14 protein-coding genes are annotated in these 13,586 nt (G+C 57.2%); 3 read left to right on the top strand and 11 right to left on the bottom strand.

Translation table 11 applies throughout. The annotated features are described in order from the left end of the window. Positions 1 to 130 precede the first annotated feature (130 nt). Genes ACUTQW_RS08025 through fliF form a run of 6 tightly spaced genes read right to left on the bottom strand, consistent with a single transcriptional unit; the run spans position 131 to position 6,563 of the window. A complete protein-coding gene (locus ACUTQW_RS08025; protein WP_037433075.1) occupies positions 131 to 1,354 on the bottom strand; it encodes a flagellar hook-length control protein FliK in 1,224 nt (407 codons plus the stop codon). Next, positions 1,351 to 1,797: a flagellar export protein FliJ gene (gene fliJ, locus ACUTQW_RS08020; RefSeq protein ID WP_006326110.1), complete on the bottom strand. Its 447-nt coding sequence runs from the start codon at positions 1,795 to 1,797 to the stop codon at positions 1,351 to 1,353. Before fliJ ends, ACUTQW_RS08025 begins: the two co-directional genes overlap by 4 nt. A gap of 21 nt (positions 1,798 to 1,818) precedes the next feature. After that, positions 1,819 to 3,180, bottom strand: a complete 1,362-nt coding sequence (fliI, locus tag ACUTQW_RS08015) for a flagellar protein export ATPase FliI (protein WP_166728896.1) — start codon at positions 3,178 to 3,180, stop codon at positions 1,819 to 1,821. Then, positions 3,180 to 3,878, bottom strand: coding sequence for a flagellar assembly protein FliH (fliH, locus tag ACUTQW_RS08010; protein WP_004945976.1), 699 nt, complete (start codon positions 3,876 to 3,878; stop codon positions 3,180 to 3,182). Before fliH ends, fliI begins: the two co-directional genes overlap by 1 nt. Beyond that, positions 3,871 to 4,863 (bottom strand): flagellar motor switch protein FliG, encoded by a 993-nt coding sequence (gene fliG / locus ACUTQW_RS08005; RefSeq protein WP_006326107.1) that lies wholly within the window; start codon positions 4,861 to 4,863, stop codon positions 3,871 to 3,873. Before fliG ends, fliH begins: the two co-directional genes overlap by 8 nt. Next, entirely contained in the window at positions 4,860 to 6,563 is a 1,704-nt protein-coding gene (gene fliF, locus ACUTQW_RS08000) for a flagellar basal-body MS-ring/collar protein FliF (protein WP_006326106.1), read from the bottom strand. The genes fliG and fliF overlap by 4 nt, the downstream gene beginning before the upstream one ends. Positions 6,564 to 6,880: 317 nt before the next feature. Here fliF and fliE point away from each other — a divergent pair, with 317 nt between their 5' ends. Beyond that, entirely contained in the window at positions 6,881 to 7,195 is a 315-nt protein-coding gene (gene fliE, locus ACUTQW_RS07995) for a flagellar hook-basal body complex protein FliE (protein ID WP_006326104.1), read from the top strand. A gap of 259 nt (positions 7,196 to 7,454) precedes the next feature. On the opposite strand, the gene ACUTQW_RS07990 is transcribed toward fliE, so the two are convergent. From ACUTQW_RS07990 to fliD, 5 genes are all read right to left on the bottom strand, one after another. Next, positions 7,455 to 7,661, bottom strand: a complete 207-nt coding sequence (locus tag ACUTQW_RS07990; protein WP_231106904.1) for a hypothetical protein — start codon at positions 7,659 to 7,661, stop codon at positions 7,455 to 7,457. 24 nt (positions 7,662 to 7,685) lie between these two features. Beyond that, the gene (locus tag ACUTQW_RS07985; protein ID WP_006326100.1) at positions 7,686 to 8,552 is read right to left on the bottom strand and encodes a helix-turn-helix transcriptional regulator; all 867 of its coding nucleotides are present in this window, start codon (positions 8,550 to 8,552) and stop codon (positions 7,686 to 7,688) included. Between the two features lie 346 nt (positions 8,553 to 8,898). Continuing rightward, complete coding sequence (gene fliT / locus ACUTQW_RS07980; protein WP_006326098.1) at positions 8,899 to 9,267, bottom strand: flagella biosynthesis regulatory protein FliT; 369 nt, start codon at positions 9,265 to 9,267, stop codon at positions 8,899 to 8,901. After that, a complete protein-coding gene (gene fliS / locus ACUTQW_RS07975; protein WP_004945956.1) occupies positions 9,267 to 9,677 on the bottom strand; it encodes a flagellar export chaperone FliS in 411 nt (136 codons plus the stop codon). The genes fliT and fliS overlap by 1 nt, the downstream gene beginning before the upstream one ends. Before the next feature lie 27 nt (positions 9,678 to 9,704). Then, positions 9,705 to 11,108: a flagellar filament capping protein FliD gene (gene fliD, locus ACUTQW_RS07970; RefSeq protein WP_004945953.1), complete on the bottom strand. Its 1,404-nt coding sequence runs from the start codon at positions 11,106 to 11,108 to the stop codon at positions 9,705 to 9,707. A gap of 281 nt (positions 11,109 to 11,389) precedes the next feature. On the opposite strand from fliD, the gene ACUTQW_RS07965 reads away from it, so the two are divergent. Together ACUTQW_RS07965 and ACUTQW_RS07960 are read left to right on the top strand one after the other, a co-directional pair. After that, positions 11,390 to 12,631: a FliC/FljB family flagellin gene (locus ACUTQW_RS07965; RefSeq protein WP_020439242.1), complete on the top strand. Its 1,242-nt coding sequence runs from the start codon at positions 11,390 to 11,392 to the stop codon at positions 12,629 to 12,631. Positions 12,632 to 12,812: 181 nt separating this feature from the next. Continuing rightward, a complete protein-coding gene (locus tag ACUTQW_RS07960; RefSeq protein ID WP_004945948.1) occupies positions 12,813 to 13,535 on the top strand; it encodes an RNA polymerase sigma factor FliA in 723 nt (240 codons plus the stop codon). Positions 13,536 to 13,586: the final 51 nt, after the last annotated feature.

Here is a 13,586-nt window from a genome sequence, read left to right as displayed (position 1 = left end):
GAACCGCTGCCGGGCATAGCGCGCGCAAAAGCCTCACGCATGACATGTAAAGGTATTATCGCGCCTATTCCGGTGTGCAATAGCCAGAATAGGCGGGGAAAAACGTGCCAGCTTGAACGTTTGCCGCTGCTCAGGCGAAAATATCAACGCCGCTGACGGCGCGGGCCATCGCCTGCAATTGCGTCGGGGCGATGAGGGTTTCGGCGGCCAGATCGCTGTCGCCGTGGCTATCGCGGTAGGTCGGTCGGCCCCGATCGTCCGCCGTCTGCTGCTGTGGCTGTTGCCACTGCGGCGTGGGCTCGCCGCCAACGCTGCTTTGCCCCAGATTGATGCCGCTTTCCGCCAGAGCATGGCGCAGTTGCGGCATGGCGGCTTCCACCGCGGCACGCACCTGGCCGTGCGCTGAAGCGATGTGCAACTGTGCCTGGCTATCGTCCAGTTTGAGGGTGATTTGCAGCGCACCCAGTTCCTGCGGGTGCAGGCGCAGTTCGGCGCTTTGCTGACCGTTGCGATGGAACATCAGTACCTGCTGGTTCAGCGCCTGTTGCCACTCCGGGCTGCCAAGTTGGGCGTTCAATTGCGGCGTCGGCGGGGCGGTGACCAGGGAAGCGCTTGGCGTTGTCGCTACGACCGGGCTGGCGACCGGCGGCACCATCAGGTGATTGGCCGGTGCCTGAGGCTGGGTATCGGCGCTGAATTTTAGCGGCGCTGCATCCGGTTGGTCATGGGGGGCCGCGGTTGGCTGCGGGCCGTCGGTGCGCGCGTCAAGGTTCAGCGGTTTTTCGGTCACTGGCGACGTGGCTTTTGGGGACGGCGTCATCGGGATGCCTGCGGCATTGGGCTGTTGATTCAGCGCGACGCCCAGCAGGGCGGCGGGGTGCGCCGGATCCTGTTCGCTTTCAAGGCTTAGCCCCGTTGCGGACGCGATCGGCGCGGCAGGGGTAACGGCCAGCGGCAGCATGGCGAACAGCGCCTGCAGCGTGGCGGCATCTATTTCACCGGCGGGGCGCAAGACGGCATCCGGTTTTTTATCTTGCGTCTTGTCATCGCCGCCCGCCGCGACTGGCGGCTGAGTATCGCTTAACAAGGCGGGCGCCAACAGCCCATCGCGTTCACTGAAGGCGGCGAGCAGTGGGTTTAGCGGGTTGCGGCTCAGCGCCGGCGTGTTGTCATCTTCTGCGCTCAGTAGCGCCGGCGGCAGCTTGCCCTCATCTTTGTCGGCCGGCAGCGTACGTGCGCCGAGCAGCAGGGCAAAGGCCGAAGACAGCTGCGAGTCATCCATCGGCAACTGCGCGTCCGGCAGCACGCCGGCATCGCCAGGCGCTATGCTGCCCGGCAAGGCATTCAGGTTCATGGGTGTAGATTCCTTTGTGAACTGCGTTGAGCGAACTCGTCCATCAGTTTTTGATCCCGTTTGTTCTCCACCTGCCGTTCCGCGCTTTGGGCGCGGGTATGCAGAGTGTCGAAGGCGTTCAGCCGCTGCTGTTTGTCCTGCCACTGTTTCATTGCGTGGTCTACCTTCTGGCCCCACTGCATCAGTTGCCGGCGATGCTGATCGATGGCCTGCTCCAGCGTGCCGATAAACTGCTGGTAGTTTTGCCAGTGCGAAGAGTCCATTCCGTCACTCAACTGGTGATTCAGCTTCTGGCGGTACTCGTCTTGATAATTGAGCAACATGGAAAGCTGTTGTTCGGCCGCCTGTTGCGCTTTGCGCACCTGGCCCAACTGTTGCGTAGCCTGTTCCACCGCATCCTGAGCCAGATCGCGCAGGGTAATCAGAGGTGACTGTGGTTTCATCGGGTTCAGCCTTTTGTGACGTTAAACGATCAACTGCTGTAACTGTTGGCAGGCGTCGTCGTAACCGCTGCGTTCAAAAATGCCCTGCTGCAGATAGGCTTCCATCTGCGGGTACAGCGTCATGGCCTTATCCAGCAGCGGATCGCTACCCGCTACGTAGGCACCGACGCTGATCAGATCGCGGTTACGCTGGTAACTGGCCAGCATCTGTTTGAAATTGCGCACCCGGCGGTAGTGTTCTTCGTCGATAAGCGAGGTCATGGCGCGGCTGATAGAGGCTTCGATGTCGATCGCCGGGTAATGGCCTGCCTCCGCCAGCCGACGCGACAGCACCACGTGGCCATCGAGGATGGCGCGTGCCGAGTCGGCTATCGGATCTTGCTGGTCATCGCCTTCGGTCAGTACGGTATAAAACGCGGTGATCGACCCGCCGCCGCTGATGCCGTTGCCTGCACGCTCCACCAGCGCCGGCAGTTTGGCGAACACGGAGGGCGGATACCCTTTGGTGGCCGGCGGCTCGCCGATAGCCAGCGCGATTTCACGTTGCGCCATGGCGTAGCGGGTGAGCGAATCCATAATCAACAGCACGTGCTGACCGCGATCGCGGAAGTCCTCGGCGATGCGTGTGGCATAGGTGGCGCCCTGCATACGCAACAGCGGCGAGACGTCCGCCGGGGCGGCGATCACCACCGAGCGCGCCCGGCCTTCGGTGCCGAGGATATTCTCGATAAAATCTTTGACTTCGCGGCCGCGTTCGCCGATCAGACCGACGACAATCACGTCGGCCTGGGTATAACGCGCCATCATGCCTAACAAGACGCTTTTACCGACGCCGGAGCCGGCAAACAGCCCCATGCGCTGGCCGCGCCCGACGGTCAGCAAGCCGTTGATGGTGCGCACGCCGACGTCCAGCACCTGTTCGATCGGCGTGCGTTGCAGCGGGTTGAACGGGGCGGTGATCAATGGCGCGCGATAGCCGGTTTCCGGCGCGGGCAGGCCGTCGAGCGGTTTGGCGCTGCCGTCCAGCACCCGGCCCAGCAGCGCCGGGCCGAGCGGCAGTTGCTTGCCGGCGCTTTGCCCTTCCGGCGCAACGCGGGCGTAAACCCGTGCGCCGGGCACGATGCCTTCCACTTCTTCCAGCGGCATCAGGAACAGCCGCTGGCCGTTAAAACCGACCACTTCGCTTTCCACTTCCTGCACCTCACCGCCGCTGTGACGTTCGATCAGGCAGGTGGCGCCGATCGGCAATTGCAAGCCGGTGGCTTCCAGTACCAACCCGGTGGCGCGTGTCAGGCGGCCGTAGCGGCGAACCGTAGGCGTGCAAGCGATGCGTTTTTCCAGCGTATCCAGCGAGGACAGCCAGCGGCCGAGGCGAGCGGTCATTACACGTCTCCCGGTGCAGCCAGGCGGCAGAGTTCGTGCCAGCGGGTCGCCAGGCTGGCATCGAGATCGCCTTCTTCGGCGCTGACCTTGCAGCCGCCGGGGTGCAGTTGACCGTCCGCCAACAGCCGCCAGCCGTGCAGGCTGAGCGTGGCCCCCAGTTGCTGTTCGATACGCTGATAGTCGTCCGGGTGCACGCGCAACTGCGGCTTGCCGCTGAACATCGGCTCTTGCTGGATCAACTGCTGGATCTGCGCCAGCAGGGCGGTACCGTCGCATATCGGCGGTTGACCGAGCACCTGTTTGGCGGCGGTCAGCGCCAACTGCATCAAACGCGAAGCGATCACGCTGTCGAGCGCATCGAGCGTGTGCTGAAACTCGGTGATCAGTTGCTGCCAGTGTGCGGTCAGCGGCTGTTGTTGCTGCTGCGCCTCCAGCAAACCCTGCCGGCGCCCCTCTTCCATACCGGCCTGGAGACCCGCTTCATAGCCTTTTTGCTGGCCGTCGGCATAGCCCAGCTGTTGGCCTTGCTGCTCCGCCTGCAGGCGCAACTGGAGCAACTGCTGTTGCCGATCGGCGCTGTCGTCCGGCGACAGGGCGTCCGTTTCAATGGGCAGCAAAGGCTCGATCGGCGGTTTGGGTTCCAGCAGATCGTTGAGCGACCAGGGCTGCCAGGGCAGGGTGTTAATGCGATCAGACATAGGTGTCCTCGCCACCGCCGATAATCATTTCGCCGCTCTCCGCCAATCGGCGCACAACCAGCAGGATGGCTTTCTGTTCGTTCTCCACCTGCGACATGCGCATCGGGCCACGGTTGGCCAGATCGTCGCGCAGAATGTCGGCGGCGCGTTGCGACATGTTTCTGAGGAACTTCTCGCGCAACGGCTGTTCCGCGCCTTTGAGCGCAACCAGCAGCGATTCGCCTTCCACTTCCTGCAACAGGCGCTGGATGCTGCGGTCGTCGACTTCCACCAGATTTTCGAACAGGAACATCTCGTCGATGATCTTCTGGGCCAGCTCGCCGTCGTATTCGCGCATGGCGTCGATAACGGCTTCTTCCTGCTGGGTTTTCATCAGGTTGATAATCTCGGCTGCGGTGCGTACGCCGCCCATCTTGCTGCGCTTGAGGTTCTGGCCGTCGAGCAGGTTGTTCAGCACCTCGGTCAGTTCCGCCAACGCCGCCGGTTGCACACCGCCGAAGGTGGCGATGCGCAGCATCACGTCGTTGCGCAGGCGTTCGTCGAACAGCGCCAGAATATCCGCCGCCTGGCCGCGCTTCAGATGGACCAGAATGGTAGCGATGATTTGCGGATGTTCGTCGCGGATCAGATCGGCGGCGCTCATCGGCTCCATAAAGTTGAGGGTTTCCATGCCGGTGGTGGTCTCGCGCGATTCGAGAATGTCCTCCAACAGGCTGGAGGCGCGCTCTTCACCCAGGGCTTTGACCAGCACCGAGCGCAAGTAGTCGCTGGCATTGACGCTCAGCGCCGCGTACTGTTCGGCATCGTCTTCGAACTCGCGCAGGACTTCGCCCAGCTGTTTGTGCGAGACCTGGCTCATGCTGGCCATGGTGCCGCTGAGCTGCTGCACTTCACGCGAGGAGAGGTGTTTGAACACCTCGGCGGCGCGGTCTTCACCCAAGGTCATCAACAGGATGGCGCTTTTTTCGGTTCCGGTCAGACTCATAATTCGTTACTCATCCATTGGCGGATTACCAGAGCGACCACGCGCGGGTCTTTATCAGCCAGATCGCGGATCCGCTGGCTCTGGACTTCTGCACTGACGCGCTGCTGCGATTTTCTGTGCTGCGCCAGCTCCTCATTGCTCGGTTTATTGTTGTCGGCCGGCTTGGCCATCGGTGCATTGGCGGCGGCGAGCGCGGCCTGTTGCACCGCCTGACGGTTTTGCAGTTGCGGGCGCACCAGCTTGCGCCACAGCAGCCAGGCCGCCAGCAAGACCAGCAGATAGCGACCGGCATCGAACAGACGATCGATAAAGTTCTGGGTTTGCCAGAACGGCAGTTCGCCACCGGTGACTTCGGTATCGGTAAACGGCGTATTGACCACATTCAGGGTATCGCCGCGGCTGCTGGAGAAGCCCATGGATTCACGCACCAGCGATTCGATCTGCGCCAGTTGCTCTTTGCTCATCGGCAAGGGTTTGCCGTCTTTATCGACGCCGCGATAGTTGACCACTACCGCCACCGACAGCCGCTGTACCGTCCCGGCTTTCTGCTGAGTGTGGCGGATGGTGCGATCGACCTCATAGTTGGTGGTTTCATCGCGACGGGTATTCTGTGGCCCGCTGCCGTTGGCTGCAGTGCTGCGGGTTGCGGCGGCGTTAGGTTTTGCGCCGTTGGCGTTATTGCCGGCAGCAGCGTTGGTTTTGGCGGTTTCTATCGGCGCAGTCGCCGGCGCGCTGGGTTGATTGGAGAGTGCACCCGGTACGCCGCCGACCTGCGGTCCGCCAAGCTGTTCGCTCTGGCTCATTTGCTGAGAACGCACGGCGGCCTGATTCGGCAGTTGGTTCGGTTGGTATTCTTCGTCGGTTTGCTCGCGGGTGGCGAAATCGATCTGCGCGGTGACCTGGGCGTGCACGTTGGCATTGCCGACCATTGGCGCCAGAATCGCTTCGATGCGGCGTTGGTAGCGGTTTTCCACTTCGTTGGTGTATTTCAGCTGCGCCGCGTTCAGATCGCGACCGGCGCCGTCAGACTGGGTCAGCAGGCGACCGGCCTGATCGACTACCGTGACGTTGCCCGGCGGCAATCCGGCCACGCTGCTCGAGACCATATAAACGATAGCGTTGATCTGGCCGTCATCCAGCGCTCGGCCGGGTTGCAGCGTCAGGGTGACGGAGGCGGAAGGGGATTTCTGTTCGCGGACAAACAGCGAAGGCTTGGGCAGCGCCAGATGCACACGGGCATTTTGTACCGGCCCCAGCGACTCGATGGTGCGGGACAGTTCGCCTTCCAGCGCACGCTGATAGTTGATCTGCTCACTAAACTGACTGATGCCGAATTTTTCCTGATCCAGCAATTCGAAGCCCACCGCACCGCCTTTCGGCAATCCCTGCTGCGCCAGACGCAGGCGGGTTTCATGGACCTTATCGGCCGGTATCATCAACGCAGCACCGTTTTCGGCAAACCGATAAGGGATATTCATCTGCGTCAATTGGGTAACGATGGCACCGCCGTCGCGATCGTTAAGATTGCTGTACAGCACGCGGTAATCCGGGCTTTTCGCCCATAACAGCAACGCGACCACAATGGCGATTGCCGCAGAAGCGGCGATCAGCAGTGGGATTTTCGGGTTGGCGCGCAGACGGTCCCACAGGGCTTGCAGGCCATTTTCGCGGCTTTCGGTGGCGGTTATTGAAGCACTCATTTTATCCCGTGTCCTTCAATGTCGCTCAGTATCCGGTGCAAGCCACGGCGTAGCTCCCTGCCAGGCTGATGAACGGTGTGGTTAGCGTTGTGTGGTGACAAAACAGACTCCCTGATACACATATCTTCTAAATAGCGGCGCTCCCATTTCTGGGCGTGCCATTATTTGCCCTTAAGGGCGATTTCGATGGCTCGATAAGCCGGGTTTTTTGCAGTTAATTAGCCGCTTTAGGATAAAAATGCTGTGGTAGGCTCCTCAGCATCAAAGTAGTGCCTGATGAAAACTCATCCGGCAGCAGAGTCTTTATTGAGGTCACAATGGCAATTCAGGGGATTGAAGGGGTATTGCAGCAATTGCAGGCCACGGCGATTCAGGCGGGGCAGATTGACCAGGGTTCAGCGGTGCAGGGCGTCAGTTTTGCCGGCGAGTTGAAAGCGGCTATCGGCAAGATCAGCGATACCCAGCAGGCTGCGCGCAAACAGGCGCAAGATTTCGAACTGGGCGCGCCGGGCGTCAGCCTGAACGACGTGATGGTCGATCTGCAAAAATCCTCCATCTCGCTGCAAATGGGCGTGCAGGTGCGCAATAAGCTGGTTTCCGCCTATCAGGAAGTGATGAATATGGCGGTGTGATGGATTGAGTTCTTTGAAATCAATCGCCTGAGTAAACGCATAAAAAACATGCTTTGTCTCAAATTGCTGAACTTATTGCTGGATTATAATCGTGCGAGTTTAAGGCATTTTAATTATCAGGTAATAAAAATGAGCAGCAAAAGCGAAAGCAGATGGCGATTTTTCAGTGTGTTAATATTGATCGTTTTAGTTGGATTGATCACGGTATTAATTAAACAAAGTTAAATAATCATTGGCCACTGCGCGTGGCCCTGCTGATTTATTTCCCCGCCAGCATCCGCATAGCGTCTTCTTCGTACAGCAGACCCATAAGCCACAGGCCGACAAGCAACACGGCAAGGGAAAGCAGCCATTTTTCGTTGAGCACCGTTGATTCACCTCTGGCGGTATTAAGGTTTGCCGATGCTATCGCACCTGACCATTTTCCGCTAACGCCGGGTGCATAAACGGTGAGTTCATTGTGCAATGATTTAATTTTGCAGGATGGACATCACTCCGGGTCCTCCATCAGGCTGAGGCGATAGGGCTGGATCGCGCCGGGCTCCATGATCCGCTGGTGCCCGCGAATGGCCGTTGGCGCAAAACCGAAACGTTTGCGGAAACGCTCGGCAAACCGCGAAGAACTTTCATAACCGACGTGCTGGGAGATGGCGGATATTGGCCAATCGGTAGATTGCAGCAGCGCCAGCGCGCTGCTCATGCGCACGTCGATCATTAAATTGCGCAACGCGGTGTTTTCTAAAGAAAGTTTGCGTCTCAGCATGACTTCGCTCATTGACAGACTTTCCGCCACTTTGGCCGCCGTCCAGATGTTATGCGGATCGGTCGCCAGGCAGCGGCGTACCCGTTGCGTTAAGTCGCGCGCCTCGTTATGCATAAAGCTGATGTCGAATTGCTTTAGCCAGAGCAGGATTTCCAGCATCTTGTGGCGGATGATGATCGGCGGGAAACGGTGTTTAAACGCCATCGCCAGACTGGTGGTCTCAAAACTGTGCATCAGCGCGCTGGGCAGGTTGCGTAAGGCCAACACCGCGTCGAACGGGGGTTGAGGGGCGGTTTCAGCGGGAGTTTGCTGTGCGTGGAACAACAGAGGATCGCAGGTAAGCAACTGACAACTGAATATGCCCTCATCGGAAAGGCCATTAATAATATCCACGGTTTGCCCCCCGCCGATAATCAACAGTTCTCCCGCATGAGCCACCACTTCATGTTGTTGCCAGCGCACGCGTTTGTGGCCTTGCTGTACCAGATACAGATGAGGTTGCTCAAAATAAACTGAAGGGAATAATAATTCAGTATGCTGAATGATGTGCGCAGAGGCACCAATCCCAGGACAAAGATTAATTGTACGTTCCATCGATATTCATTTCGCAGCCATTATCTGGGAATATCTTTACGCTTTGATGGGCGTCGGAGCAACATTTTTCCATGCGTTGTGAAGCACAACGACGTGTTTTATCTATCAAAAATCAATTTCCTGCTGAACAGAAAACGTCCGTGTCGGAGTGATATTTATCCGTATCCTAGGGGCGCCGCATGCTGCGCCGCGTTAGCCGGGGCGATTATATTCGCCCCTATGGAGCCTGGGTGATAAATATGATGGGCATGAGTAATTCAAATATCATGGATTAATATCCTGAATTAATCGGGTGTAAATAGCGTATGGTGCTATTTATCCATAAAATGTCGTTATTATAACTGGCTCACCGGATTTGCGGTTCCCCTAATAGCAGGGCGCGATCGTGAAACTGACCGTAGGTGCTGTTGACCACGCTTTGGCGCGTCGATTGGCCAATCAATTCTTTCAACTGGTCCATGCGGCGTTGCAACAGGCGTTTCAGCTCGTTTTCGTTGTCCAGGATCTGCTGCAGCTTATTGCGCAACAATTCCTGCAACGCCATTGATGGTCCCGCTTTGCCGGTAAAATCGGCGGTTTTCTCTACCGCCTGAACGTAGGCCAGCTCCAGCTCGACCAGGTCTTCCCATCTTTCCGTTTGCGCCAGCGCGAGCATTTGGCTGCTCAGGGCATAAATTTGCTGATACGCGGCTAGCAGTTGCTGTTGACGTTCCATTATACGGCGTCCTGAGAAGGGTGATAATTGGGACCAATCTGGCGCCAGGCGTCAGCAATATTTTCCAGCAGCTTGACCACTTCGGCGATCGCCGCTTCGTCGTTATGCAGATTGGCCTGCATCAGGCGCCGTTTCATATAGTCATACAGCGCAGCCAGATTATCGGCCATCTCGCCACCTTGATCGTGGTCGAGGCCGTTTTTCAGGCCGTTATCAATAATGTTGATGGCTTTTGATATGGCCAGCCCTTTGCCGGCGATATCACCCTGATTCATCAGAATGCGTGCGCGTAACAGGGCGCTGAGCGCCCCGTCGAAAAGCATCACGATTAACTGGTGCGGGCTGGCACTCATTACGCCACTTTCCAAACTGACCTGGGCGTAGGCCTTAGTTCCGCTACGGTTATACATGCGATTTATTACCTGGTTAAAAAGTTCTTATTTGGATGAGAACTGCTGGTTTAAATAATTACTGGTGCCATTGAGTTTGGACATCATGGTATCGAGTTGAACAAACTGTTGTTTATAGCGGTCTATGGTGCTCTGAATACTTTCTGTCACGCGGGTAATTTGCGTATTCAGGCGATCGAGATTGGTGTTGATACTCTTGGTCGCATTCTCGAGCACACCGCCGGCTTTAATATAATTTTGAATTTCATTGTGGATTTCGGTCGCCATGCCGGTATCCGTGCCATTGCCGGCAAAGAAATTCGCCACCTGGGCGGGTTTCTCATCGATGGCTTTCTTCAGTTTCTCGTTATCGAGCTCGAGTTTGCCGGTTTTAACATTGGTGGTGATCCCCAGATTGCCCAGCCCCTTCAGCTCCGGGTTATCCTGCGCCGCGCTGAGCGCGCTTTTGATTGAGGATTGAATGCCGCGCAGGGTGTTGTCGCCCAGCAGTGCGCCGTTTTTCGCCGACTGCTCTTCGCCGCTTTTCACTGGGGTAAACTTGGACAGCGAATTAAAGGTGTCCAGCAGAGAGTTGTAGCTGTCGACCCAGCTTTTGATTTTATCGGCGGAGCCGGTTTTATCGTTGCTGATCACCAGGTTTTGCGGCTCATCGACCTTGGTCTTGGTTTTCAGATCGAGGGTCACGCCTTGCAGGGCATCGGCAATGGTGTTGGTGCTGCGTTGGATCTCCGTGCCGTTAACCTTGATTTTGGCATCCTGCGCGGGAACCGTCTGCTTCATGGCCCCGCTGGGGATGCTGGAGTCGTAGCTCAGAATGTCGTTCAGCGCATCGTCATTATTGACCTTGATCGACATCTTGTTGCTTTCGCCGGTGGCCGAGGAGCTTAACGCCAACTGATACTTGTTATCGCCAACGCGCATGATGCTGGCGTTGACGCCCGCTTTCGCACCGTTGATCGCATCGCGCATTTCCAGCAGCGAGGTTTGATCGTCATTCAAAGGGATATTAACGGTTTTGGCCGGGTTACCTTGGGTGATGCTGATGGTGCGGCCGCTGGCACCGGAGGTACCGAGTTCGGCGGCCTGATCGCTAATGGCCGCCTGAGTCGTCAGCGTCTGGGACTGCGCCAACTGTTCGACTTCGACCACATAGTTGCCCGGTACCGCTTTGGCATTGGTGGTGATGGTGAACTGATCGTGGGTGCTGGCGGTGGTGTTATTAAAGAAATCAGGTTTGGCCAGATCTTTGCTCAGGGTATCAAACTTCTCCAGCGAGCCTTTCAGGGTGCCGTAAGCGGTCAGTTTTGCGTTGTAGCTGGTCTGCTGGGTGGTGTAGGGCGTCAGACGTTGCTGCTCCGCTTTGGTCAGCTTGTCCAGCAAGCCGTTGAGGTCGAGTCCTGAGCCGATGCCTAATGAACTGATCGATGCCATTCGTAATTCTCCTTAATAATGACTTTATTCGCTTTACGCGTTTATCGGCCCAGTGGAGAAAAAGTTTACTGAAAAAATAAAAAACCGATGGCGCAATAGAGGAAGGAAAAACAGCGTTATTTATGCCATTGCCCGAAAGCGAAAAAAAAATAAAAAATTTCTAAAGGTTGCAGGGGGAGGGCCGATACCTGATGGGACGGTGGTTAACGCCGTGGGCAACGAAGCCCGAACCTTTTAACCGTGATGCGAATATCGCAACTGATTCGTAAGGAAAGCATACAATGGCACAAGTAATTAACACCAACAGCCTGTCGCTGATGGCGCAGAACAACCTGAACAAATCCCAATCCACTCTGGGCACTGCGATCGAGCGTTTGTCTTCCGGTCTGCGTATCAACAGCGCGAAGGACGATGCTGCGGGTCAGGCGATCTCTAACCGTTTCACCGCTAACATCAAAGGCCTGACTCAGGCTTCCCGTAACGCTAACGACGGTATCTCTTTGGCGCAGACCACCGAAGGCGCACTGAACGAAGTCAACGACAACCTGCAAAACATCCGTCGTCTGACCGTACAGTCCCAGAACGGTTCCAACTCTTCCAGCGACCTGCAGTCAATCCAGGACGAAATCACCCAGCGTATGTCCGAGATCAACCGTATCTCTGCGCAAACCGATTTCAACGGCGTGAAAGTGCTGAGCGGCGACCAGAAGCTGACCATTCAGGTGGGCGCCAACGATAACGAAACTATCGATATCGACCTGAAAAACATCAACTCTTCTACTCTGGGCCTGGACAAGTTCAGCGTTGCGACCTCCATCGATCCTACCAAAGTGGGTGGCGCGGCGACGACTGTACCAAACGGCAAAGATATCGCCATCACCAACACCACCAACAAGCAGGCTAACGGTGCAGCACCAGCCAGCTTTATCAAAGATGACGCGACCGGCGACGTTTACGCGGTAGGTACCGATGGTAAGAACTACCTGGCCACCGTTGACAAAACTTCAGGTGACATCACTGCGATCGCAGCGACTGACACCACCGGCCTGGCCAGCACCAGCGCTACTACTACCGTTAAGCAGGAAGTGACTGCAACCGGCGCTGACGCGGCTAACCTGAAGTCTTATGACAGCGGCAAATCTTACGTTATCCAGGAAGGCACTGGCGCAAATGCCAAATACTTCAAAGCTAACGTAGACTCTGCGGGTAAAGTCAGCAAAGGCGCAGAAATGAGCACCACGCCGACCACTGAGGATCCGCTGTCTGTATTGGACAAAGCGCTGTCACAGGTTGACTCACTGCGTTCTTCTCTGGGTGCGGTACAGAACCGTTTCGATTCTGTTATCAACAACCTGAACAGCACCGTGAACAACCTGTCCGCTTCTCAGTCCCGTATTCAGGATGCCGACTACGCGACCGAAGTGTCCAACATGAGCCGTGCCAACATCCTGCAACAGGCAGGCACCTCCGTTCTGGCACAGGCTAACCAGTCTACCCAGAACGTGTTGACCCTGCTGCGTTAATCGATCTCCGCGATTAACCTGTCGTAAAGAACCCTGCTTCGGCAGGGTTTTTTTATGGTGCGCGCCCAGAAGTTAATGCATGGCGCAAATAAAGCCTATTTTGTGCGACTGTTCAGCCGATTGGCATTTTGCCCCCTACGGATAATAGCGCTGACTCTCTTATCCGCAGGTTTTAGACATAGTGAGCGATCTGTATACCGCCGAAGGCGTGATGGACAAAAATTCTCTCTGGCTGCGCTATGTTCCGTTAGTGCGCCACGAGGCGTTGCGCCTGCAAGTCAGGCTGCCCGCCAGCGTGGAGCTCGACGATCTGCTGCAGGCCGGGGGAATCGGGTTGTTGAACGCCGTTGAGCGTTATGACGCCCTGCAGGGAACCGCCTTTACCACGTATGCGGTGCAGCGCATTCGCGGCGCAATGCTCGATGAGCTGCGCAGCCGCGACTGGGTGCCGCGCAGCGTGCGTCGGCATGCGCGTGAAGTGGCACAGGTGATGCGGCAACTGGAACAGCGGCTCGGCCGCCCGGCCAGTGAAGTGGAGGTCGCGCAGACGCTGAATATCCCGCTGGATGAGTACCGTCAAATACTGTTGGACACCAATAACAGCCAGCTTTTCTCCTACGACGAATGGCGTGAAGAGCATGGCGAAAGCGCAGAGCCGCTGCTGGAAGGGCACGAAGAAGCCAACCCGTTGCATCATCTGCTGGAGGGCAACCTCCGACAGCGGGTGATCGACGCTATCGACGCGTTGCCGGAGCGCGAAAAAATGGTGCTGACGCTGTATTACCAGGAAGAGTTGAACCTGAAAGAGATCGGCGCCGTGCTGGACGTGGGGGAATCGCGCGTCAGCCAACTGCACAGTCAGGCGATCAAGCGGCTGCGCGCCCGCCTGGCGGCCGAAAATTGAGGCGAATCAACGCTTACCCTTCAACCTGATTACCGTTGCGATAACCGGACT

The organism is Serratia sp. TSA_7 (genome assembly GCF_052692135.1).
The sequence above is the reverse complement of the archived record's forward strand: the minus strand, read 5'-3'. Positions and strand labels throughout refer to the sequence as shown.